This is a genomic window from Catellatospora sichuanensis (genome assembly GCF_007483665.1).
In the GTDB taxonomy this organism is placed as follows: Bacteria; Actinomycetota; Actinomycetes; order Mycobacteriales; family Micromonosporaceae; genus Catellatospora; species Catellatospora sichuanensis.
In genome coordinates this window covers 11660-33716 of sequence record NZ_VIQO01000014.1, presented here as the reverse complement: position 1 = coordinate 33716, position 22057 = coordinate 11660, and the positions used below count along the sequence as shown (strand labels likewise).

Sequence of the window (22057 nt, the reverse complement as noted above, 5' to 3'; positions counted from 1 at the left end):
TTGACACGTTCACTCGTTACATGATCGTGCGGGAGCGTGAGGGCGTGTCGATCAGGCTCGTGATGAGGACCGAGGGCAGGACGTACGTGCGCGTGACCTGGCTGCGAGCCCGGCAGCCGGCGGTCTCGCACTCGCGGGCGGGCCGCTCCTACCTCGCCGCGGTGCGCGACCTGCAACTGGCCGCGGGCAGGCTGCGCGCCGCGGGCGCGTATCCGGGCGGGTCCGCTCAGGTCGAGGCGTTCCGCCAGGTGCGCGCGGCCTGGCTCGCCGTCGTGCTGTCTCGGCATCGCCTGCAGCGCTGATGCCGGCGCGTCGTCGTGGTGCGTCCGCACCGCCTGGTAGGCCGGCCCGTCAGTCCAGCTCGGCCAGCAGGTGCGGGGTGCGCAGGTTCGGGGCTGCGACCGCGCGTTGTTCGAGGTAGGTCACCAGTACGGTGGGGAACAGCAGCAGCGCGACCGGCACTTCGAAGGCGGCCGACGCCGTCACCGCGGCGACGGCGAAACCGACCTGCGCGTCGAGTGTGCCGCCGAACCCGATCATCGCACCCGCGCCGTCGATCACCTGGTTGTAGCGGTAGGCCAGGAACAGGACCACCCCGGGCACCGCGAGCCGTACGGCGTTCGCCCAGAAGGCGTTGTTGACCGTGTCGAATGCGCGCTGCAGGGGCTTGCGGCGTTCGAACAGGACGGCCGGGCCGACCATTCCCACGATCATCATCAGGTAGCCGAGCGCGATCACGGTGGGCCCGAATCCGGCGAAGGAGAAGGCGCCGGCGAAGCAGAGGAACACTCCGACGACGACCGCGGCGGCCAGCAGGTAGGCGACCAGGCTCCAGGCGAGCAGGGCGGGCAGGCGGCGCAGGCCGTACCGCAGGGCGCGCCCGATCGGCGCGGGCAGCCCGGCCGCCCGACGCACCGCCGACCAGGTCGCCGCGGCGTACCCCAGCAGCCGGAACGGCAGCGCCACCAACAGCATGCCGGCGACCACCAGCACGACCAGCGTGCCCATCGCCTCGGCCACCCCGTCGTCGATGAGCGCGGCCTGCGCGGCATCGCTGCGCCACAGGGCGAGCAGACCGACGACCGCGAGTGTGTACAGGAAGAAGCTCGGCACGGCGTGTGTGATCGCGAACAGGGCGAGCTGCTGCTGCCAGCCGCGCCGGAGCACCCCCACCGTCTTGCGCGCCCACCCGGTCAGGCCCTCGCCGGGGATGTTGACCAGGACCTCGGGCCCGGTGGGCAGCTCCTGGGGGAAGGCGTCGTCCGGGGGCAGGAAGCCGCCGCTCGGGACGGCGCCGGGATTGTGGTAGGGGTCGGTCGTGGACACGCGCACTCCATGATCGCGAGATGGTGGCCCAGTGTGGCACGTGCCCGTCGGCGCTGCTGCCCTCCGGACGGGGCCGGCGCGCGGCGGGTGGTCGCCTCCGGCATGGCACGAGTCAAGTCGCGGCTGCGGCGGTGGCCGCACGATAAGGTCAGCCCAGCAAGATCGGGTTTGGGGGGGCCGATGGACGTGCTCGACGTGGAGTCCGCTGAGCAGGCGGCGCAGGCCGGCGGCGACCGTGCACGCCACAGGCGGCCGAGCGGACGACGCCGTTGGTCGTCCTCCGTCCTGGCGTTGTTCGTGATCGTCCTGCTGGTGCTCTGGTACGCGCTGTCGCGCGACCACACGCCGCAGGACCGGCGCGCCTATCCCGGCAGCCAGAGCCAGGACCTCCCGGGCACGCTACACCGCTACCACCTGGGGCTGCCCGACTGCGCCGCGGGCAGCGTGCGCTACTACCGGTATGCCCAGTGGGAGGCGGACTCGTTCTACCTGCACTTCACCGGCGACCGGCATTGCATGAACCAGTTCCTCGTGCTCAACGGCATGTTCCTGACCGGTGAGCGCAGAGAGTCGGCCGGCCTGCCGTTCGACGCGAAGACGACCGCGGGCTTCGGCTGGCCTCAGGATCGCGACCGGCGGTACCGCTCGATCCACCACCAGCCCCTGTCCGGGGAGGTGCTCGTCGACGTGGACGTCGCACTGTACGCATCCGGCGAGTTCGCCGAGGTGTACCTGCACGCCGGCATCATCTGACCCGGCGTGCAGGCGCGGGCCGGCTACGGCTGCAGCCACCACGGGCTGGAGTAGGCCACACCCCAGTCGTTGCAGGGGTGCCCGGCCGGGCCGGGGCTCGGGTTGGCCTGGGCCGGGTCGGAGACGCGGAGCACCACCCAGTTGCCGTCGGCGACGTCGATCGGCACGGTGAAGGTGTAGACGCCGCCCGCCTCGATGTCGATCACGTCGACGACCGTCGGCGCGGTCGTGCCGGGACGCAGTACCTGGATGCACAGCGGCTTGCCCGCCCAGTCCGGGCCGCGGTCCAGGTCGACGGAGAAGGCCACGTCGCCGCTCGCGATCGGCAGCACCCCGCCCATCTGTACGCCGTTCGCGGTCGCGTCCAGGCGCAGGCCCGAGACGCGGGTGGCGAAGAAGCGCCGGGCCCGCATCGCCTCGAACACGCCGGCCCGGGTGTTCGCCGCGACCCACAGGCCGGTGCGGCCCTTGCCCTCAGGAAAGCCCCAGTTCGTGCCGTGCTCGTCGGACACACCGGTGAGACCGGTGCGCCAGCCCGCGTTGAGGCACGCGGTCAGCGGCGAGCTGCCGTGGTCGGCCCAGCCGTCGAACAGGTAGTCGTCGCCGCGGTTGAACATCTCCAGCGCGACCATGTTGTCCACGGCGGCCGAGGAGAGGCTGAAGTTGTTGAAGCGCTGGACCTCGCGGCCCGGGTGGTTGAAGCTGCCCACCCCGTCCACGCCGTTGATCCAGTTGTAGAGCTTGCTCATGCTGCCCGAGGCCAGCAGGTCGGTGAAGTTCGCGGTGCCCCACACGTTGACGTGGCCCAGGGTCGGGTGCGACCACTCGAAGCCGCGGATCGCGGTGTAGTTGCCCGGGTCGTCGGCCGCCCCGGCCAGCACTCCGGTGCGGTCCCACTCGGACTTCGACAGGCCGCTGATGCTGAACAGCGTGGCGTGGTCGGTCAGCGCCGCCACGTCCAGGCCGGCGTCGCGCATGGACTGGAAGGCCAGGTCCGGGTTGCCGTCGCCGTCCGACATCAGCGTGTGGTTGTGCAGGTCCGCGTGGACCAGCAGGGTGCCCTGGGTCAGCTGCGAGGCGCGCGCGGCACCGGACTTCGGGGTGATCCGGGCGGGTGAACCGGCGGCGATCGGGGTGGTGTTCGCGTACGCGGAGCCGGGCGCGGCGGCCAGCATCAGCAGCCCGCCGGCGCCCGCGAGCACGGCGCGCCGGCCCAGCTCGGGGTGGGTGTGGTCGGCGCCGTGGCGGTGGTGCCCGGCGTCGTCGTGACCGTGGTGGTGAGTCATGGCGACAGTGGAAATGATCATCGGCAACACGTGGGTACCCGCGGGTGACGGAAGAACGAATTCCATCTGTGTAAACGGGTCCGTTCAGGATTGGACACTCTGGATGGGAGCGTGCCCATTGATCTACGATCATCGCTGCGCCCTTGCCCAGGGCGCGCCCTCCGAACCGAACCGAGGTAACCGGCATGACCGAAGACCGACCCGCTCCCGAAGGCGACACCGACCCCGTGCCGTCCCCCGACGCCGTGCGTGCGCAGGCCGCCGTCTGGCGCAACGGACTGACCGCGGTGACTGCACTGCTCGCCGCCGCGCTCATCATCAGAGGGCCGGGAGACCTTGCCGACCTGCACTGGATCGCGCAGGTGCTCGCCGGGGCGCTGCTGCTCGCCGGGTTCGCGCTGCTGGTGCGCGCGGTCCTGCTGGCCGTCACCGCGGCCGCCGCGCCGCCGGCCGGGCCCGCCGCCGGGGCCGTGGCGACCGCACGGCGGTTCGCCGTCGCAGGCCTCGGCCTCGTCGGGCTCGCCGTGCTCGGCGGGTGGCTGGCTCCCGCGGCCGCCGCTCCGGCGAACCTGGTCCAGCTCACCTACGACCACGGGATCATCTGCGGCCTGGTCTCCCTGGAGCCCGACGGCTACGTCACCGTGCTGCCCGATCCGGGTCAGCCGGCCAACCGGATCACCGCGAAGGCGCGCACGCTGGTGCCGATCTCCTCCATCCACGGGATGACCGAGGTCGGCGTGTGCGAGCCGCCCGCGACCCTGCCCACGCCCGCGCCCTGACGTCGTCGGGCACGCCGAAGGCCTTGGCCGGGGATGGGCCGTGACGGCCGTCCAGGCTGGGGGGCCCGAGGTCGACGGCTGCTGCCCGCGACCGGTGCGGAACCGGCGCGGGCGGCCCGCGTCACCGGGATCGTGCCTGGTCCGGCAGGCGAGGCCGGCATCGGGATGATGCCGTTTCTTTCCTGACGATCGCCGATCTTGGCGGGCTGGCGCTGATCATCTACCGTTCGCGCCATGGAATGGCTGATGATCGCAGTGGGCGTGCTGGTGCTCCTGATCGTGGCGATGGTGATCGTCGGCGCGAGGCGCAGCAGGCATCGCAGTCACCTCGATCCCACCCGCGACGTGTACTTCGGCGACCGTGAACCCCGCCCCCCGCACGGTCCGTACGGCTCGAACACCGGCGGCTCGAGCTCCAGCGGCGCGCTGTGAGACGGATCCGCCGTTCCCGTGCCGCGGTGCGAACGCGTGCCGTGGCGCTGCCCGGCACCGGCCGCGGGTGACCCCGACCGATCCCGGGCACGCCGGCGACCTCCCGATCGGCGCCGACCGGGCGTCGGCGCGCTCACCGGTGACGAGGGAGGCGAGCGCCGCGGCGGCGGCGGCGCACGCACCGTTCCGGCGCTACGTCATGGGTCCTCGTGACGCCGATCGCCGGTATCTCAAGCTGCGCGGCGGCGGGAGCTTCGTGGACAACCTGCCTGCCGAGCAGGGTGCGGAACTGATGCGAGGGCTCTGGGCGGACGCCCGCCGGATCGGCGACGACGAACTCGCCGCGATGCTGCGGCTGGTGGACTGGCGTCCACGCATTGCCGCCGCGTGGCTCATCGGCCTCGACCGGCGCACCCGGTTCCGGGAGGCACTCAGGGAACTGTTGCTGGCGAGCGAGCTCGCATACGCGGGCGAGGGCTACGCGTTCGCGCTGACCCGGTTCGCCGAACCGCGCGACGCCGCGATCCTCGTCGCGTTCCTGGAGCGCCACCTGCCGACGGGACTGGCCTACGGCCAGGGCTACGTGCTGGACTCGCTGGTACATCTCGACACCCTGCTGGGCACGAACCACGCGGCACGGATCCTCGATCCGGCCGGGCCGTGGTGGCGGCCCGGGCTCGCCGCCGACGATCCGAACGGGTTCGGTGACCGGATCGCCAGGGTGTCCGCGCTGGTCGAGGAGACCGCGCCGAAAGCCGGGCGTGGCGACGACAAACCCATAGGTGCGCCCGGCCTTGGTCGGGATCGCCGCAGCGCGGGCTGTCCGGCGGCGTTCGGGTCTTGCCATGTCCGCGGTAGATAACGATACTTTCGGTAACGTATTGTCGGTGTCTCCTAGGTCACGCCTGGATAACACTGTCGTCACCACACCCCGTACCACCCGCCGGCCACGGCGATAATCACCCTCCGCGTCATCGGGGGAACCCCATCACGAGCCAGGAGTCGCAGACGATGCCAGCACAGACGCCGCCGTCCACCGTTCAGAGCGGGCGGACGCCGGTGCCGGCCGGCCGCGAGATCGCGGGCCCGGACCACGCGCCACATGCTCGGATCCTCGGCCTCGGGGTGTACCGCCCGCGCCGCGTCATCACGAACGAGGAACTCTGCACCTGGATCGACTCGACCGACGAGTGGATCAGGACGAGGTCCGGGATCATCGAGCGCCGCTGGGCCGGACCCGATGAGACGCTGGCGGCCATGTCCGTCCAGGCGGCGTCCGCGGCGCTGGCCGAGGCCGGAATCGCTGCGGCTGACGTCGGCTGCGTGATCCTGGCGACGGTGTCGCACCTCGAGCAGACGCCTGCGCTCGCCCCCCAGATCGCCCACCAGCTCGGCGCGGTCAACGCTGCGGCTTTCGACATCTCGGCCGGGTGCGCCGGATTCTGTCACGGGGTGGCGCTCGGCAAGGACATGATCCATGGCGGCAGCGCCCGCTACGTGCTGGTCATCGGCGCGGAGCGGCTGACCGATCTCATCGACCAGCACGACCGGGCGACGGCGTTCATCCCCGGGGACGGCGCGGGCGCCGTGGTGATCGGCCCGGCACAGCAGCCGGGCATCGGCCCGGTCGTGTGGGGCGCGGACGGCGGACTGTCCCGCGTGATCAGCCAGACCCGCGACTGGAAGTCGTTCGCCGACGACCCCAGCGGGCCCCGACCCTTCTGGCAGATGTCCGGTCAGCAGGTGTTCCGGTGGGCCTCCTACGAGATGGCACCCGTGGCGCAGCGCGCGCTGCAGGCCGCCGGCATCACCGTCGACGAACTCGACGCCTTTATTCCGCACCAGGCGAACATGCGGATCATCGACACGATGACCAGAGCGTTGAAGCTCCCCGCCGACGTGCCGGTGGCCCGGGACATCGCCGAGGCGGGCAACACCTCGGCCGCGTCGATCCCGCTGGCGATGGAGCGGATGCGGCGCGACGGCCAGGCCCCCCGAGGGGGAACGGCGCTGCTCATCGGCTTCGGCGCCGGGCTCTCGTACGCCGCACAGGTGGTGACGCTGCCCTAGTGGCCCGCCGGGGTGGTGCGGTGCCCGGTGACCCGCGAAGCCGGCAGCATGCCGGCTTTCGCCTGTCCGGTCATCGCCGCCCCGTCGACGGTGACGTCGAAGGTGAGGTTCAGCCGCATCGGCCGGGTGATCGACTGGGCCCACGTGAGCCGAGCGCCGTGCTGCTCGAGTCCGGTGAGTTCGACCTGCTCGCCGTGGCGGACGTCGCGCATCGTGCCGGTCAGCTGATCGTCGCGCAGGGTGAGGGTGAGGACGGTGTGCTGGCGGCCGAGTGGCGTCAGGATGGAGAGCTCCCACGTGCCTTCGACCGGCGGATGCTGCACGTTCACGCCGCCGCCTGCACGGTGGCGGGCCTGCGCCAGACGGTGCCGCGCCGCTCGTAGGCGAACAGCCGTTCCACGGCCAGCGCCGTCTCCGGGCCGAGTTCCCGGTCGAGCAGATACAGTCCCAGGTCCAGGCCGGAGGTCACGCCGGCGGCGGTGACCAGGTCGCCGTCGTCGACGACACGGGCGTCGACGGGCACGGCGCCGGTCGCGCCGAGCAGGTCCATACCCAGGTGGTGGGTCGTGGCGGGCCGGTTCTCCAGCAGTCCGGCCATCGCGAGGATCATCGACCCGCCGCACACGGTGGCCACCGTGACGCCGTCACGGTCGAGCGCCTGAGCGAGCAGAGTGGGCAGGCCGGTCTCGAGGGTGCGGCCGAGGATCACCGGGATGCTGTCGTCGGCGGGCTCACCGTCGCCGGGCAGAAGCCCGGCCGCGCCCGGTACGACGATCAGGTCCGCGCGTTGCGGGTCGAGCCGGGTGGTGGCCTGCAGCGTCAGCAGGCCCAGCCCACTGGGCACCGTACGCGGGCCTTCGGCACTGACGAGTTCGACGTCGATGGCGCGGTCGGTGACCGCCCCGGCGGCAGCGAGGACCTCGTAGGGGGCGATGACGTCGAGCGAATCGAATCCGTCGAACAACACGAACTGAGCGAGCATCGGGGAACCAGACCTCCTTGGTGGTTCCTCGACGCTAACCAGCGGGCAGGGCCGGCAGAAGTGGCTGGATTGCCATCATGCAACGGGTTCTCGCCAACCGGTTTCGGACGCTGCGCTGCCATGAAGCTCCACTGCACGGCGCTGGCTGAAACCCGGTGCCTTCTATAGTTCTGGCCATGCACATCGTGGCGGTGCTCGCCCTCGACCAGGTCATCCCGTTCGACCTGGCCACACCCATCGAGGTGTTCTCCCGCACCCGCCTGCCCGACGGCCGCGTCCCGTACCGTGTCCGGGTCTGCGGCGCGACACCCACCGTCGACGCGGGCGCGTTCACCCTGCAGCCGCCGTGGGGCCTGGACGCCCTCACCACTGCGGACACGATCGTCCTGCCGGGCAGCGCCGACCTCGAACGCGTACCCGAAGAGGTTCTCGACGCCCTGCGTGCGGCAGCCGCCCGTGGCACCCGCATCGCCTCGATCTGCTCGGGCGCGTTCATTCTCGCCGCGACCGGGCTGCTCGACGGGCAGCGCGCCACCACCCACTGGATCGCCGCCGGGCTGCTGGCCCGACGCCACCCGGAGATCGACGTCGACCCGGACGTGCTCTACGTCGACAACGGGCAGTTGCTGACCTCAGCCGGCGCGGCCGCCGGCCTGGACCTGTGCCTGCACCTGATCCGCCGCGACCACGGCTCCGCGGTGGCCGCCGACGCGGCGCGGCTGTCGGTCATGCCGCTGGAACGCGAAGGCGGCCAGGCCCAGTTCGTCGTTCACGATCAGCCGCCCACGCCGCGCGGCTCCCGGTTCGAACCGGTCCTCACCTGGATGGAGGACAACTGCGCCGCCGACCTCAGCCTCGACGACATCGCCGCCCGAGCCGGGATGAGCACCCGGTCGCTCAACCGGCGCTTCCGCGAGCAGACCGGAACCACCCCGCTGCAGTGGCTGCTGCGGGCCCGCATCCGCCGCGCCCAGCACCTGCTCGAAGCCACCAGCCAACCCGTCGACCGGATCGGGGCTCAGGTCGGCTTCGGCTCGCCCACCGCGTTCCGCGACAGGTTCAAGCGCATCGTCGGCACCAGCCCGCAGCACTACCGCACCACCTTCCGGCATCGGGAGTCCGCTCCGTCATGATCATGCGAGGTGCTCCGGTCCGGGCTCAGGCGTCCGGTTCTTCCGGAAGCTTGCCGGGGTTGAGCAGCCCCTGCGGGTCGTTGGCGGCCGCCGCGGCGCGGATGCCGGGCAGGGCCGGGCCGTCCAGCAGCCAGGTGTGCGGGTCGACGACGTGCACACCGAGCGCGCGCAGCCGCTCGACCCCGGCGTACAGCGTCGCCGCGTCGTGGAACGGGGCCAGCAGCAGGCCGCCGAAGCCCCGTCCGCGCACCGGGTCGGCCGGGTCGAGGTAGGGGCGCATGCCGTCAAGGTGCAGCATCGAGCCCGGCAGGGCCGCGCGGACCGCGTCCGGGTCGGTGACCAGCGGCGCGCCGCCGACCTGCAGATGGCACAGCTCCGGCCGGGCCTTCTTGGCCCGCAGCGTGACGTGGTTGAACGACAGCGTCGACACGTAACCGACCGCACCGGCGTCGACCTTGTCGACGCGGCCGCCGTGCGCGGCGACGATCTCGGCGACGGCGTTCACGACTCCGGTGTCCACCACGGCCCGCAGGCTGTGCCTGCCCTCGGGCAGCGCCGGGTCGGCGGGGTAGGTGGCGACCAGCGCAGGCTCGTCCACTGATACCAGCCGTGGTGCCGGATCGAGGCGGAGCAGGGCCAGCCCGGCCCGGGTCGCATCCGCGCCCGCGTGGCCGGGGAACGAGGCGAGTACCGCGGTCCAGTCCCTGGCCGGGGCGAGTTTCACGGTGGCCGTGGCGATGATCCCGGTGACGCCGTAGGCGTGCAGGTACGGCAGGCACTGTGCGCCGTACACGCGGCGGGGTTCGTCCTGTGGCGGGCAGCCCACCACCTCCAGGGCCTGCACGAAGCCGTCCCAGAGCCAGCCGTGCTCGATCGAGCCGAGCCCGCCCGCGCCGCCGCCGAGGAAGCCGCCGATGGTGCTGCCGACGGTGGTCGGCATCATCGCGATCTCCTGGCCGGTGCGCCGGGCCGCGGCCTCCAGCGCGACGAAGGTGGCCCCGGCCTGCGCGTGTATCCAGCCGTTGCCCACCTCGAGGATGCGGTCGGCGTCGCTGAGGTCGATGACCACACCGCCGGCCAGCGGCACGGCCTGGCCGTAGTTGCCGGTGCCGCGGCCCCGGGGCACCACGGGCACCCCGTGCGCGTGTGCCAGGCGTACAGCGGCCTGCAGTTGCCCGGTGCCGTCCGGCCGCACCACGACGTCGGCGAGCCGCTCGGGCAGTACGGCTGACAGCAGCGGCGACAGGTAGGCCCCGTCGCGGGATGCGGCCAGGCGCGCCGACTCTCCGGTGGTGACGCGGTCGTCCGGCAGGGCGGCGGCGAGTGCGTCGAGGAATGCGGCGAGAGCCGCCGGGCCGGGGGCCCGGCGGCTCGCCCGCTCGGCGACGTGCGCCAGCGGAGGTGGTTCCACGGTGCTCACGAGGTCAGCTCAGCCCGATCGCCGGGTCGATGAACTCGTTGGTCACCAGGTCCTGGGCGGTCAGGCCCGCCTTGATCTCCTTGCGCTGGCCGGCGTAGATCGGGCCGACGATGCCGATGACCTGCTTGACCCGGTCGACGTCGAAGTCGCCCAGGGTGGCGTTGCCGCCGTTGCCGACGATCTTCAGCTTGAGCTGCTGCTCGACGCTGAAGGCCGCCTGGTCCTTGCTGTAGGCGAAGCCCTTGTACGCGTCGTTCAGCTTGATGATCAGCTCGTTGGTCGTCGCGAAGTTCTTCACGTACTCGACCTGCGAGCGCTGGATGATCGGGACCAGGCGCTTGAGGCAGGCGGCGTGCTCGGCCTTCTTGTCCGCGCGCACCACGACGGCCTCGGGGTAGATCGGGTAGCCGGTGTCGTGGATGAGCTGGAACTTGACCGGCTTCTTCCACTGCGGCAGTGCCTTCTCGTACACGAACGGCTCGTTGGTGGCGAAGCCCTGCTGGGCGATCTTGCCCTTCTCGGACAGGAAGCGGGTGGGGCTGCCGTCGTACGCGCCGTCGACCTGGCCGCGGCGCAGGATGCCGGACCCGGTCAGGTAGTCCATGTAGGTCGCGCCGTTGAAGAACAGCACGGGGGTGTTCGTCTTGCCGATGTCGACGATCGAGTTGAAGCCCGGGTTCGTCGCCGGGTCCCACATGATCATGTAGGGCGCGATGTCGAACGGCGCGACGACCGCGACGACCGGCTGCTTGGCCGACAGGCCGATCGCGTCGTCGGTGGCGACCTGGCCCAGCATGATCGACGGGTCGGCGTACATCTGCGCGCCGGCGTTCTGGAAACCGATCGCCGGACCGCCCGCGCGGATCTCGATGTTCACGCCGGTGCTCTGCCCGCCGGACATCAGCGGCCCGGTGACCTTCTTGGCCCCGGCGTCGATCGTCGGCGTGGGACCCAGCAGGTGGTAGAGCGCGCCGTGCTCGGCCTCGGGCGTCCACGCCGCCTGCACCACCACCGTCGCCGGGCACACCGCGGCCAGGTCGATGGAGCCGCTGCCCGCGCTGGGCGCCGGGACCGTGGGGGTGTCGCCGCCGGACTGGCAGCCCCCGGCCAGCAGCATCGCGACCAGCGCGGTCGCCGCGCCGGCCCGGCGCGATGGCCGTCGAGATGCGGGAAGGGTCTTCATGGATCTCCTTTTTGAGAGGTGGGGGTGGGGTGGGGCGGTCAACGGGCCGCACCGCCGGTGTCGGGCCGGTGGTGCTGCGAGGAGTGCCAGGCGGTGGCCCGGCGGGCTAGGACGCCGAACAGCCAGAACACCGCCACGCCGAACGCCGAGGCCAGGAACACCGCGGCGAAGAGCATCTCGGACTGCAGGCGGCGCGGGTACACGTAGATGAGCTGGCCGAGGCCGGGATCGCCCTGCTGGAAGAAGAAGTCGCCGACGATCGCGCCGATGACCGCCGCCCCGGCGGAGATGCGCAACCCGATGAGGATCGCGGGCAGCGCGGCGGGCAGCTGCAGCTTGACCAGCCGGGTCAGCCGCCCGGCGCGGTGCAGGGTGAACAGGTCGTGCAGCGCGGGGTCGACCGAGCGCAGGCCGAACAGCGAGTTGGCCACGATCGGGAACAGCGCGATGAGCACGCACGTCAGCACCCGGCTGGAGAAGCCGAAACCGAACCAGAACCCGAACAGCGGCACCAGGGCCAGGATCGGCACGGTCTGCAGCGCCACCGCGTACGGGTACAGCGAGCGCTCCACCCAGCGCGCCTGGCTCATCAGGATCGCCAGCGCCAGGCCGAGCACCGCGGCACAGACCAGCCCGGTCACCGCGACCTCGGCGGACAGCCGCAGCGCGGCCAGCAGTTCGGCGAGGTTGACCGGGTCGCCGAAGCCGACCTTGACGACCTCGTGCGGCGCGGGCAGCAGGAAGCGCCGGTCGGCGTCGATCAGCACGTAGCTGCCGAAGTACCACGCGGCCAGCACCAGCGCGGCCACCAGTGCGGGCGGCGCCAACCGCCGCGTCTGGCGGGTCAGGACACTCGTCATGCGGCGACCTCGATTCGATCGGCGGCCGGGTCGCCCTGCAGCAGAGCGGTCACCTGCGAGGTCAGCTCGGTGAAGGCGGGGGAGAAGCGCACCTCGGGCGGGCGGGGGTACGGCAGCGGCACCGCCACCTCGCCGACCAGCCGCCCCGGGCGGTCGGCCATCACGAGCACCCGCTGCGACAGGTAGACCGCCTCGGCGACCGAGTGGGTGACCAGCAGTCCCGCGAAGCCGTCCGCGGCGAACAGCTCCTGCAGGTCGTCGCCGAGCCGGCCGCGGGTGATCTCGTCGACGGAGCCGAACGGCTCGTCGAACAGCATCAGGTCGGGTCGGCCGGTGAGGGTGCGAGCGAGTGACACCCGCATCCGCATGCCGCCGGACAGGGTGCCGGGCAGCGCGTCGGCGACGTGGGACAACCCCACCCGCCGCAGCGCGTCCTCGGCCCGCTCCCGGCGCTCGCGCGCGGGCACCCGGGTCAGTTCGCCTGCCAGCTCGACGTTGCGCCGTACGCTGCGCCAGGGCAGCAGGGTCGGGTCCTGGAACACGAAGCCGAGCTGCTCGCCGGCGCGGGTGACCGTGCCGGCGGTCGGTTCGAGCAGCCCGGCGGCCAGCCGCAGCAGGGTGCTCTTGCCGCAGCCGGAGGGTCCGACCACGGCGGTGAACTCACCGGCGGCCAGGGACAGGGTCACCCCGTCGAGGGCGACGGTGCCGCCGGGATATCGCACGCCGACCGCCTCCATCGTCAGGGCGGGTCTGCCGTCGTCGGTCACGCGGTGTGTCCTATCTGTGCAGGGTGGTCGTCCGGGTCGTGCCGGGTGACCGTGGTGCGGGCGACGATCCGCCCGTCGTGGATCACCAGCCGGTGGGCGGTGGCGGTGGCGAGCGCCTCGCGCAGCGAACCCGCGCGTACGGCCAGCAGCTCGGCGGGCGAGCCGGGCGCGACGGTGACCGGGGGCAGGCCGGCGGCTTCGCGGGCCTGGGCGCTGACGGCGTCGTAGGCGGTCTCGGGGGTGTCGTGGCCGGCGAGCACCAGCAGTGCGGCCGTCTCCAGGGGGTCGCCGCGGCCGAGGATCTGGAACGGGTCCTGCAGGTTGTCGCCGCCTGCGGCGACGGTGACGCCCGCAGCGCGCAGCGTGCGCAGCGCGGTCAGCCCGCGCGGCACGGCCCGTTCGTGGTCGCGTCCCTGCAGGAACAAGTTGGTCTGTGGCAGGCACGCGACCGCGATCCCGGCCCGGGCCACCTTGTCGGCGATGCGCCCGGCCTGGTCGGGGTCCATCATGCCGAGGCTGACGCAGTGCCCGGCCAGCACGCCGTGCGGGAAGCCGGTCGCCGTCACCGCGTCGGCCAGCAGCTCCAGTGAGCACGGATCGGGGTGCAGCCACTCGTCCACGTGCAGGTCGAGCGGGACACCGTGGCGCGCCGCGAGAGCCAGGCAGATCTCGATGCAGCCCGCCGGATCCGGGTCGAGCCCCGGGCACGCCCCGACCGCGTCGGCGCCCGCCGCCAGCGCGTCGGCCAGCAGGGCCCGGTTCACGGCTCCTGCGGCGCCGGTCAGCGGCGTGGCCGCGAACGCGGTGACCTGCACGGTGCAGCCGGCGGCGTCGTCGCGCACCGCGAGCACGGCCTGCAGCGCGCGCAGGCCGATCCCCTCGCCGAGGTCGGCATGGGTGCGCACGGCCGTCGCGCCGTGGCCGAGGTAGGCGTCCAGGGCCGCGCGGGCAGAGGTCTCGAGCTGCTCGCGGGTCAGCGACGGCCGGTATGCCAGCCAGGCGGTGACCGCGCCGAACAGGTCCCCGGCCGGGTTGGGCACGGCGTCGGCGCTCAGCGCCTTGTCCAGGTGCGCGTGGATCTCCGCCGGGGCGGGCAGCAGCAGGTGCCCGGCGAGGTCGACGGCCAGGGTGCCGGAGGCGTCCCCGGTGCCCGCCGGATCGACCCGGGCGATCAGCCCGTCCTGCACCCGTACGTCGACACGGCGTCCATCGGCGAGCAGCGCCGCCCGCAGCAGCAGCGGCCCCCCGGTCACGGCCGGGGCTCCGGGCTGCTCCAGCGGGCCGCCGCCGACGCGAGCTCGACCGGGTAGACCAGCCGGTAGGCGTGGTCCTGCCACTGCTCGACCACGGCGGCGGCGAACTGGTTCTGGCCGTCGTCGCCGAAGCGCACCCCGTCCCACGGCATGATCATCTGTACCGCGGACAGGGAGGTCCGGCGCAGCGCGGTGCGGATCGCGGCGGCATCGGCCGAGCCGGCCGCGTCCACCGCCGCGGCCAGCGCCATCGTCGCGGTGAAGGCGTCGGCGGCGACGGCGCTCATGGGTTTGCCGTAGCGCTGCTCGTACAACTGCGCGACGAGCCGGGCGGTCGGGTCGCGCCGGGCCAGCTCGGCCGACCACGGCACCGCCCGCAGCAGCGCGGCTCCGCTGTCCGGTCGTTCGAGCAGCCGGAAGCCCTGGCCCAGGCCGAACAGCGTCGGCCGCTCGGCGGTCTGCCCGACGGCGTCGGCGACGGCCCGGGCTCCGGCCGCGGTCTGCGCCCACGCCACCACCGTTTGTCCGGCCGTCTCGGCGAGCCGGTCGCGTAGCTGCGCCGTGTCGGGCGCGGCCGCGCTCACCGTCAACGACGTGCCGATCGGCACCGCCGCCCGGCGGGCCAGCTCCCGCAGGTTCGTCACGGCCGCGGTGGAGCCGCCCCGCCCGGTCTCGGTGACCAGGGTGATCCCGCCCGGGTCGGCGCCGCGGCGGGCCAGCAGCGCGAACGCCGCCTCGGCGAGCCGGCTGTCGCTCGGCCCGGTCCGGAAGTACCAGTCGATGCCCAGCTCGGTGAGGTAGTCGTCGGTGCTGCGCGCGTCGAGCAGCGGCACCCGCAGCCGCTGCGCCTGGCTGGCCGCGGCCTCGGCGATCTCCGTGGACTCCGCCAGCACCAGCCCGGCCACGTGCTCCTGCTCGGCGAGCGCGGTCAGCGCGGCGGAGGCGGCCTCGGTCCCGCCCGCGGTGTCGCGGGTGGCCAGGCCCAGCCGTGCGCCACCCCGCCCCGGCAGGCCCGTCCCCGCGGCCAGCGGCAGCGGCAGATCGGGATGGTCGTCGTTGACGACGTCGACGGCCAGCCGTGCGCCGTTCACCGCGTCGACGCCCCACCCGGCGTCGGGGCCGCTCAGCGGGGCGAGCACGCCGACCGCGGCCGGCTGCGGGGTGTCCGTCGTGGTCGTGCATCCGGCGGCCGACAGGACGACCGAGGCCAGGCAGCACGCCAGGCGCAGCCGATTCATGGGACGCACGCTCCGTTGTGGAATAACTAACCAGTGCCGATGATCGTGGACCGGGGTATCCTTTCGTGCGCGACTGAGAGTTTCAAGCCCTGGCGTCGTATGTGTTCCGTTAAATAAGTTCATCCCGGATGTACTTGCTGCGGCGCGAGGGCCGACGGTTAGATGTGTGGAGCAATATCCAGATCACTCTGATGTGGACTGAACAAAGTGTACGGAGGTCGTCCGGTGACGGATCAAGGGCGTCGCAACGGGCGGGCGACCGGGGCACATCGCCGCTCTTCGCCGCTGCGCACACGGCTGTGGCGGGTGCCCACCAAGCTCGCGGCGGTGCTCACGGTGCCGCTGCTGGGCTTCCTGGTCGTCGCCGGGGTGCAGATCTCCGATTCCGTGCGCACCGCCGCGGACCTCGACGCGTTCTCCCACCAGGTCGCTCTCGGCGACGAGATCGCCGCACTGGTCCACGAGCTGCAGAACGAACGCGACCGCTCCGTCGGCATGCTGGTCTCGCTGTCGACGGCGGGCTCGCCGGTCCGTGACGTCGCCGCTCTGGCCCCCGAGCGCACCGCGGTCGACCGCGCCGCGGCCCGCTGGCGTACGGCCGCCGGGGAGCTGGCCGCCGACCCCGCGTTGGCCGGTCCCTACCGGGCCGCCCGGGACCGGCTCGACCAGGTGGCGCCGGTGCGCGCCGGGATCGGCGGCGGCTGGCTGCGCGCCCAGGCCGCCTTCGACGCGTACTCCGGTGTCATCGCCGCCCTGCATGCGCTGCTGCCGTCCCCGGTCGACGTCGTCGGGGACGCCGCGCTCGGCCGGCAGGTGCGCGGCTTCAGCAACCTGGCACGGGCCAAGGAACTCACCGCGCAGATCCGCGGCCGCCTCTACATGCTCTGCTACGGCGCCGCCTTCGAGTCCGCGCCGGGCGCACGCCTGGCGCAGGCCCGCGCCCAGCGGCAGGCCGCGCTGGCCGGCTTCCGCGCCGACGCCGACCCGGCGCAGGTCTCCCGCTTCGAAGACGTCGTCGCGGGTCAGGCCGTACGCAACGCCAACCGGCTCGCCGAGACGATCGTCGCCGCGGAACCCGGATCGGGCGTGGACCCGCAGCAGTGGTGGTCGGCCAGCACCACCGAACTCGAACAGCTGCGCACGGTGGAGCAGGACCTGCTGGCCGGCGCGTCCGAAGCGGTCGCCGCGGCGAGCGGCAGCCGCTGGCTCACCACACTGTTCGGCTCGCTGGTCACCATCGTGCTGCTGCTGGCGGCGCTGCTGATGTCCATCGTGATCGGCCGGAACATGGCTTCGACGCTGCGCTCGCTGCGCGCCCAGGCGCTGATCGTCGCCGAGATCGCGCTGCCGGGCGTCATCGAGCAGCTGCGGCTGTCACCGACCGCCGCACTGCCGGTGCACGTCGAACCGATCGTGGTCGGCTCACAGGACGAGGTGGCCGAGGTCGCCGAGGCGTTCACCGCCGTGCACCTGAGCGCAGTGCGCCTGGCGGCCGAGCAGGCCAGCATGCGGCGCAACGTCAACGAGATCTTCATCAAGCTGTCCCGGCGCAGCCAGACCCTGGTGGAACGGCAACTGCAGCTGCTCGACACGATGGAGTCGGCCGAGGTCGACCCGGACAAGCTGGGCAACCTGTTCCGGCTCGACCACCTCGCCGCCCGCCTGCGCCGCAACGACGAGAACCTGCTCGTGCTGGCCGGTGGCGACACCGCCCGGCACTGGAACCGGCCCAAGGACCTCAACACCATCGTGCTGGCGGCCACCGCCGAGGTGGAGCACTACCAGCGGGTGCACCACGACACCCCCGACGGGGTCTTCGTGGTCGGCCACGCGGTCGCCGACGTGGTCAACCTGCTTGCCGAACTGCTGGAGAACGGCACCGCCTTCTCCCCGCCCGACACCGTGGTGCAGGTGCGCGGGCACGCCCTCGCCGACGGCTCGGCCGAGCTGGTCGTCGCCGACGACGGCATAGGAATGTCCGCGCAGCTGCTCGCCGAGGCCAACAGCCAGGTGTCGGAGCCGGTCAGTATCGACACCTCCGCGGCCGAGCGGATGGGCCTGGTCGTGGTCGGGCACCTGGCCCGTCGGCACGGCATCACCGTGCACCTGGCTTCCGGCATCCGCGGCGTCACCGTGCGGGTGCGCCTGCCCGAGGCGCTGATCGCGCCGGAGCCCGCCGACGAGCCTGACGCCGCGCCGCCCGGCGGCGACCCCGACGCCGACACGTCGGCTCTGTCGACGCTGCGCCGCCGGGTGCCGACCCGGTCCGAGGACGTGTTGACCCCCGACCGCCGGTCGCCCAGCATCTGGTGGACCCGCGACGCCGACGAGCAGCCGGCCACCGCGGCGGCGGCCGAGCCCGTCCCGGAGCCACCGGCGTTGACCAAGGCCGGGCTGCCCGCTCGCACCCGCCGGGCGGTGCCGCAGGCGAACCAGGTGGCGGCCACTCGCTACGAGGCCGACCCGGACGCGCTCGGCGACACGCTCACCAGGCTCTACGAGGGCGTGCGGCGGGCCGAGGCGGAGGACGGACCGGAAGCGGTCGCGGCGACCGAGCCGCAGGCGACCTCGCCCGAGCCGCCGGCCGCGAGCGAGCCGGAACAGGACGACGCCGAGGGGCGGACCGAGGCGGAGCGGCAGCTGACACAGCCGGCCGGCAAGTGACAGGAGAGTGGGACGGAAATGGCGATCAGCGCAGCGGCGCGTGACTTCAACTGGCTCATCAACGGATTCGCCGAGCGCGTGGCCGGTGTCGTGCACACCGTGGTCGTCTCGTCGGACGGCCTGCTGGTGGCGGCCTCGGACCGGCTGCCGCGCGACAGCGCCGACCAGTTCGCGGCGGTGACGTCCAGCCTGGTCAGCGTGACCAAGAGCGCGGCGACCCTGTTCGACGGGGACTCGGTGCGCCAGACCGTGGTCGAGATGGGCCGCGGCTTCCTGCTGGTGATGCCGATTCGCGACGGCTCGATCCTGGCCTCGCTGACCGCCGCCGGGGCCGACGTGGGCGTGGCCGGCTACGAGATGGCCAAGCTGTGCAAGCAGGCCGGTGAGGTGCTCACCCCGGCGATCCGCGCCGAGCTGCAGCAGTCGTTGCCGCAGGTTCAGCATGTCGGCTGAACCGCGGCACGCCGCTCACCCGGCGAGCACGCGGCGCAGCTCGGCCATCGCGCGATCGGTGTCCCAGCGCGCGAGCTCCGGCCAGGTGTAAGCCCGGCGCAGCTGCTCCAGCGCGCGGACTCCGACCAGGTAGCCGATCCGGTCGGGCAGGTGGTGCCCGGCGTTGAGGGTCAGGTAGCGCCGCTGCGTGTCGGGGTCCGTCGAGTCCAGACACGCCAGGATCTCCGCTTGCGCGGCGGACAGCACCTGCTCGCATTCAGCCAGCCAATCCTCGTGTCCAGGGCCGAACCACAGGTGCTCGGCGGGTCCGTACTCCGGCAGCAGTTCGGTGGTGAGCAGGGTGGCGAAGCCCTCGGCGAAGATGCCGTGCCCGAGGGGGCCGTCCTGCGGCCACGGTGTGGCGGGCATCGGCAGCTGGATCGCGTGCGCCATCTCGTGTGCGGCGAGGATCCTTGCCGCGGTGGCGTGCGGCACCTGCTCGACCGCCAGGAACAGGGTGTGCCTGCCGTCGACTTTGCTGACCCAGCCGTTCGATTTGGCCAGGCCGACCATGCTGACGCAGCGCACGGTCCGGTCCTCGGCCTGCAGCACCGGTGCCACCAGCCGGGCGGCCTGCTCGATCCAGCCGGCGGCGAGCGGCGCGTTGGCCGTGATCCGGCCGATCAGCTCGGGGTAGCGCACGAGCGCGGGTCCGGGATCCGGTTCGCCGCCGTCACGGGTGACGTCCCCGACGACCTCGGGATGACGGGCGGCGTACTCCCGCCACAGGATGAGCTGCCGGGCCGGGGGAGCGTCCGCGGCCTGCCGCCAGAAGTCGAGGAAGGCGGGGACCAGATCGCGTACCAGGGCGGGCATCCGGCGATGGTATCCGCGTTCTCGTGGGGCCGGGGGTGGCGCCGGGTGCCGCCTGCGGGCGCCGCACATCGCTTGATCGAGCGCTCTCGTGCGACGATGAGCGCCGGGTCACCGTCTACGAGTTGGAGTGATTCATGCGCTGGGTGTGGCTGGTAATCGGAGTGCTGCTGGTGCTGTCGGGGATCGTGTGGACATTGCAGGGCCTGGACCTGCTCGGCCAGTCCGGCGGCATGAACGGACAGCAGCTCTGGGCGTTCATCGGCCCGGTCACCGCGGTCGTCGGGGTGCTGCTGATTCTTCTCGGGCTGCGGCGTCCGACCGACCGGTAGGCCCACGGCGACGGCGCCGCCGATTCCGGTCCATGGCCACGACGCGGCGTGGGTGCGGGCGCGCAGCCCGAATCGCCTGCTCGCTGAGCAGTTGCCCACGATCGAATTGTGGGTGCCTTACTGCGTAGGGTGTGAATGAACACGGCTGTGCCTGGCACGCGCGATGCGCCGAAATCACATCAGGTCTGTGGAAAGCTTGCTCATTTGCGGCCGCACAGCGCATAGTTCCAGTACACCCCCGTCTCGTCGTAAGGAATGCCGCAGTGTTTGCAGACAACCTTTCGCCTGTACGTCCCGATCTGAGTGCAATGACGGAAATGACGCACGAGGCGATGGTTGCGCGATGGCAGCAGGGCCTGGTCACGCCGATGTCCTCGACGATCAACACCTTTGCCAAGACCGACGGCAGCTGGTGGACCGTGAGCGACGGTTCATGGCAGCGGGTTCCGGAGAGCGCGCGCAGCGAGCAGCTCGACTACCACCATGACCGCTTCGCGTCCACCTGCCAGGCCAAGGGCCCGGCGGGGACGAACTCACCCTGGGGCGCCTCCAGCCCGGGAAGTGTGACCGGGCGTCGGTAGCCGTCGCGGATCACCGCGACCCGGTTGCCGGGAGCTTCGAAGAACGGGCCGGTGAGGCCCAGGCCGCGCAGCGACGCGGGTCCTGGGCGGCACCGGCCCGATGGCGTCAGTGACCCGCGTCGGCCGACACGGGCGGCGCGGCGGCCGGATCGGTGTCGGTGTCCCGGCCGGTCCGCAGCGCGAGCCGGTCCAGCACCAGCACCTGCACTGCGCCGACGGCGGCCGCGACGACGAGCAGGACCGGCAGCGGATACAGCCAGCCGATCGGCACCGCGTCCTGGACACCGAACAGCTGGATCGCCTGGAGCACGACGACCTGCATCGGGGCGCTGTCGATCTCGTAGCCGGCGATGATCGGCCACAGCGTGTCCTGTGCCTGCACGACCCACGTGATCAGCGCGGCGAGACCGACGACCGGCAGCGCCGACGTCCAGCGGACGCCCCTGAACAGCAGCGCCGACCCGAACAGCACCGGGATCGTCAGCGACGCGGGCGGGATCAGGAACAGGAACGCGCTGCCGTCCTCGGTGCGGTGCATCCAGGCGTCGGGCGCGAGTCCGGCCAGTCCCACGAACAGCCACGGCGCGAACGGCAGCAGTAGCAGCTCACTTCGGCGGCCGAGCGGCCGCAGCGCGCCGATGCCGTATCCGGCCAGGGCCGCGGCCAGCACCCCGACGATCGTGGAGATCAGCGGCGGCAGCCAGGTGGAGGCCAGGTGGGTGAACAGGCTCCCACGCACGGCCGCGGTGTCGAAGCCGACCGAGTTCAGCAGCCACGGGGTGAGCCCGGCCAGGCCGAGCAGCAGCAGACCGCCGGCGACGACGGAGGCGGCGACCCGCCATCCGGCGGTGCTCGCCGGGGCCGTGCCCTGCTCCGCCGACGCGGGCTGGTCCGCGGGCACGATCCGGGCACGGGACAGGATCAGCCAGACCGCGACGCCGATGCCGAGGACCGCCAGCAGCAGCCCCAGCAGGACCGCGACGGCCGAGGCCGCGCCCAGTTGGAAGGTGCGGAACGCCTGATCGAAGATCAGCACCGCCGGGGTCGCGTACCGCGGGCCGTCGGGGGTCCTGCCCAGCACGTAGGGGAAACCGAACGACTGCAGGCCGATCGCCAGCGCCGACGCGGCGATGACGCCGCTGACCAGCAGCGTGCCCGCCCAGGCATCGCGCGGCCGGGTGGAGCGCCGGAACACCAGCAGGAACGCGGTCGCGCCGAGCCCGACGGCCGCCCCGAAGTAGGTGAGGTACTGCGCCAGCAGCGGGTTCGCGCCGTCGGACAGGTCGAACGTGAGCACCCAGGACGCGGCCGCGCCCGCGGTGGCCAGGGCGGCCATCGGCAGCGCGAAGGCGATGCGGGCCGTCCACCGGCCGGGTCGGCCGGCCCGGGCGGCGAGATACGCGAGTATGCCCCCGCCGCCGATCGCCGTGAGCGTCACCAGCACCGCGAAGACCAGCGGCCAGACCAGCGACCCGGCGAAGTCGGAGAACGAGTCCGCGAAATTCTCCAGCCCGACCTGCTCCGCATCGCGGCCGAGCATGTCGACGTCGGTGAAGCTCGCCAGCAGGGTCCGCACGGTCGGCACGACGTAGCCGCTGAGCAGCAGCAAGAGCGCCGGTATGACGGCCAGGAGTCCGAAAAGGACGCTGCCGGGGCGGGTCGAGGTCTTCGGTGCAGTCTCGGTCACAGAAGT

General features: G+C 72.5%; 23 protein-coding genes. 11 read left to right on the top strand and 12 right to left on the bottom strand.

Annotated features, from left to right (window positions below):
• Window positions 1-20 precede the first annotated feature (20 nt).
• Complete coding sequence (locus tag FLL47_RS26835) at window positions 21-302, top strand: hypothetical protein (protein WP_144123508.1); 282 nt, start codon at window positions 21-23, stop codon at window positions 300-302.
• A gap of 49 nt (window positions 303-351) precedes the next feature.
• On the opposite strand, the gene FLL47_RS26830 is transcribed toward FLL47_RS26835, so the two are convergent.
• Entirely contained in the window at window positions 352-1326 is a 975-nt protein-coding gene (locus FLL47_RS26830) for a hypothetical protein (protein ID WP_144123506.1), read from the bottom strand.
• A gap of 180 nt (window positions 1327-1506) precedes the next feature.
• Here FLL47_RS26830 and FLL47_RS26825 point away from each other — a divergent pair, with 180 nt between their 5' ends.
• Window positions 1507-2079 carry a hypothetical protein gene (locus tag FLL47_RS26825; RefSeq protein WP_144123504.1) on the top strand — a complete coding sequence of 191 codons (573 nt, stop codon included), beginning with the start codon at window positions 1507-1509 and terminating at the stop codon, window positions 2077-2079.
• Window positions 2080-2102: 23 nt separating this feature from the next.
• Here the strand turns inward: FLL47_RS26825 and FLL47_RS26820 are convergent, their stop codons facing one another.
• Window positions 2103-3365: a CehA/McbA family metallohydrolase gene (locus FLL47_RS26820; RefSeq protein ID WP_186315930.1), complete on the bottom strand. Its 1263-nt coding sequence runs from the start codon at window positions 3363-3365 to the stop codon at window positions 2103-2105.
• Window positions 3366-3550: 185 nt separating this feature from the next.
• Here FLL47_RS26820 and FLL47_RS26815 point away from each other — a divergent pair, with 185 nt between their 5' ends.
• The 4 genes from FLL47_RS26815 (at window position 3551) to FLL47_RS26800 (ending at window position 6646) form a co-directional block, all read left to right on the top strand.
• Window positions 3551-4144 (top strand): hypothetical protein, encoded by a 594-nt coding sequence (locus FLL47_RS26815; RefSeq protein WP_144123502.1) that lies wholly within the window; start codon window positions 3551-3553, stop codon window positions 4142-4144.
• 234 nt (window positions 4145-4378) lie between these two features.
• Window positions 4379-4576, top strand: a complete 198-nt coding sequence (locus FLL47_RS26810; protein WP_144123500.1) for a hypothetical protein — start codon at window positions 4379-4381, stop codon at window positions 4574-4576.
• 67 nt (window positions 4577-4643) lie between these two features.
• On the top strand, window positions 4644-5438 hold the full coding sequence (locus FLL47_RS26805; protein ID WP_144123498.1) for a DUF6000 family protein: 795 nt from the start codon (window positions 4644-4646) through the stop codon (window positions 5436-5438).
• 149 nt (window positions 5439-5587) lie between these two features.
• Window positions 5588-6646 (top strand): beta-ketoacyl-ACP synthase III, encoded by a 1059-nt coding sequence (locus tag FLL47_RS26800; protein ID WP_144123496.1) that lies wholly within the window; start codon window positions 5588-5590, stop codon window positions 6644-6646.
• Here the strand turns inward: FLL47_RS26800 and FLL47_RS26795 are convergent.
• Window positions 6643-6975, bottom strand: coding sequence for a hypothetical protein (locus FLL47_RS26795; RefSeq protein WP_246158686.1), 333 nt, complete (start codon window positions 6973-6975; stop codon window positions 6643-6645). The two genes, FLL47_RS26800 and FLL47_RS26795, sit on opposite strands and share 4 nt — an antisense overlap.
• Entirely contained in the window at window positions 6972-7628 is a 657-nt protein-coding gene (locus FLL47_RS26790; RefSeq protein ID WP_144123494.1) for a DJ-1/PfpI family protein, read from the bottom strand. The genes FLL47_RS26795 and FLL47_RS26790 overlap by 4 nt, the downstream gene beginning before the upstream one ends.
• A 176-nt stretch (window positions 7629-7804) precedes the next feature.
• On the opposite strand from FLL47_RS26790, the gene FLL47_RS26785 reads away from it, so the two are divergent.
• Window positions 7805-8761 (top strand): GlxA family transcriptional regulator, encoded by a 957-nt coding sequence (locus FLL47_RS26785; protein WP_144123492.1) that lies wholly within the window; start codon window positions 7805-7807, stop codon window positions 8759-8761.
• A 25-nt stretch (window positions 8762-8786) separates the two neighbouring features.
• On the opposite strand, the gene FLL47_RS26780 is transcribed toward FLL47_RS26785, so the two are convergent.
• Genes FLL47_RS26780 through FLL47_RS26755 form a run of 6 tightly spaced genes read right to left on the bottom strand, consistent with a single transcriptional unit; the run spans window position 8787 to window position 15482 of the window.
• Window positions 8787-10181, bottom strand: coding sequence for an FAD-binding oxidoreductase (locus FLL47_RS26780; RefSeq protein WP_246158683.1), 1395 nt, complete (start codon window positions 10179-10181; stop codon window positions 8787-8789).
• A 4-nt stretch (window positions 10182-10185) separates the two neighbouring features.
• Entirely contained in the window at window positions 10186-11364 is a 1179-nt protein-coding gene (locus FLL47_RS26775; RefSeq protein WP_144123490.1) for a hypothetical protein, read from the bottom strand.
• A gap of 38 nt (window positions 11365-11402) precedes the next feature.
• Window positions 11403-12224 (bottom strand): ABC transporter permease, encoded by an 822-nt coding sequence (locus tag FLL47_RS26770; protein WP_144123488.1) that lies wholly within the window; start codon window positions 12222-12224, stop codon window positions 11403-11405.
• A complete protein-coding gene (locus tag FLL47_RS26765) occupies window positions 12221-12991 on the bottom strand; it encodes an ABC transporter ATP-binding protein (protein WP_246158679.1) in 771 nt (256 codons plus the stop codon). Before FLL47_RS26765 ends, FLL47_RS26770 begins: the two co-directional genes overlap by 4 nt.
• Window positions 12988-14244 (bottom strand): amidohydrolase family protein, encoded by a 1257-nt coding sequence (locus FLL47_RS26760; RefSeq protein WP_144123486.1) that lies wholly within the window; start codon window positions 14242-14244, stop codon window positions 12988-12990. Before FLL47_RS26760 ends, FLL47_RS26765 begins: the two co-directional genes overlap by 4 nt.
• Entirely contained in the window at window positions 14241-15482 is a 1242-nt protein-coding gene (locus tag FLL47_RS26755) for an ABC transporter substrate-binding protein (protein ID WP_186315929.1), read from the bottom strand. The genes FLL47_RS26760 and FLL47_RS26755 overlap by 4 nt, the downstream gene beginning before the upstream one ends.
• Before the next feature lie 225 nt (window positions 15483-15707).
• On the opposite strand from FLL47_RS26755, the gene FLL47_RS26750 reads away from it, so the two are divergent.
• Both FLL47_RS26750 and FLL47_RS26745 read left to right on the top strand, forming a co-directional pair.
• A complete protein-coding gene (locus tag FLL47_RS26750; protein ID WP_144123482.1) occupies window positions 15708-18146 on the top strand; it encodes a sensor histidine kinase in 2439 nt (812 codons plus the stop codon).
• 18 nt (window positions 18147-18164) lie between these two features.
• Entirely contained in the window at window positions 18165-18599 is a 435-nt protein-coding gene (locus FLL47_RS26745) for a roadblock/LC7 domain-containing protein (RefSeq protein WP_144123480.1), read from the top strand.
• Between the two features lie 15 nt (window positions 18600-18614).
• Here the strand turns inward: FLL47_RS26745 and FLL47_RS26740 are convergent, their stop codons facing one another.
• Window positions 18615-19454 (bottom strand): hypothetical protein, encoded by an 840-nt coding sequence (locus FLL47_RS26740; protein WP_144123478.1) that lies wholly within the window; start codon window positions 19452-19454, stop codon window positions 18615-18617.
• 134 nt (window positions 19455-19588) lie between these two features.
• On the opposite strand from FLL47_RS26740, the gene FLL47_RS26735 reads away from it, so the two are divergent.
• Together FLL47_RS26735 and FLL47_RS26730 are read left to right on the top strand one after the other, a co-directional pair.
• Entirely contained in the window at window positions 19589-19783 is a 195-nt protein-coding gene (locus tag FLL47_RS26735; protein ID WP_144123476.1) for a hypothetical protein, read from the top strand.
• Between the two features lie 263 nt (window positions 19784-20046).
• A complete protein-coding gene (locus FLL47_RS26730) occupies window positions 20047-20364 on the top strand; it encodes a hypothetical protein (protein ID WP_144123474.1) in 318 nt (105 codons plus the stop codon).
• A gap of 106 nt (window positions 20365-20470) precedes the next feature.
• Here the strand turns inward: FLL47_RS26730 and FLL47_RS26725 are convergent, their stop codons facing one another.
• The gene (locus tag FLL47_RS26725) at window positions 20471-22051 is read right to left on the bottom strand and encodes a sugar ABC transporter permease (protein ID WP_144123472.1); all 1581 of its coding nucleotides are present in this window, start codon (window positions 22049-22051) and stop codon (window positions 20471-20473) included.
• Window positions 22052-22057 lie beyond the last annotated feature (6 nt).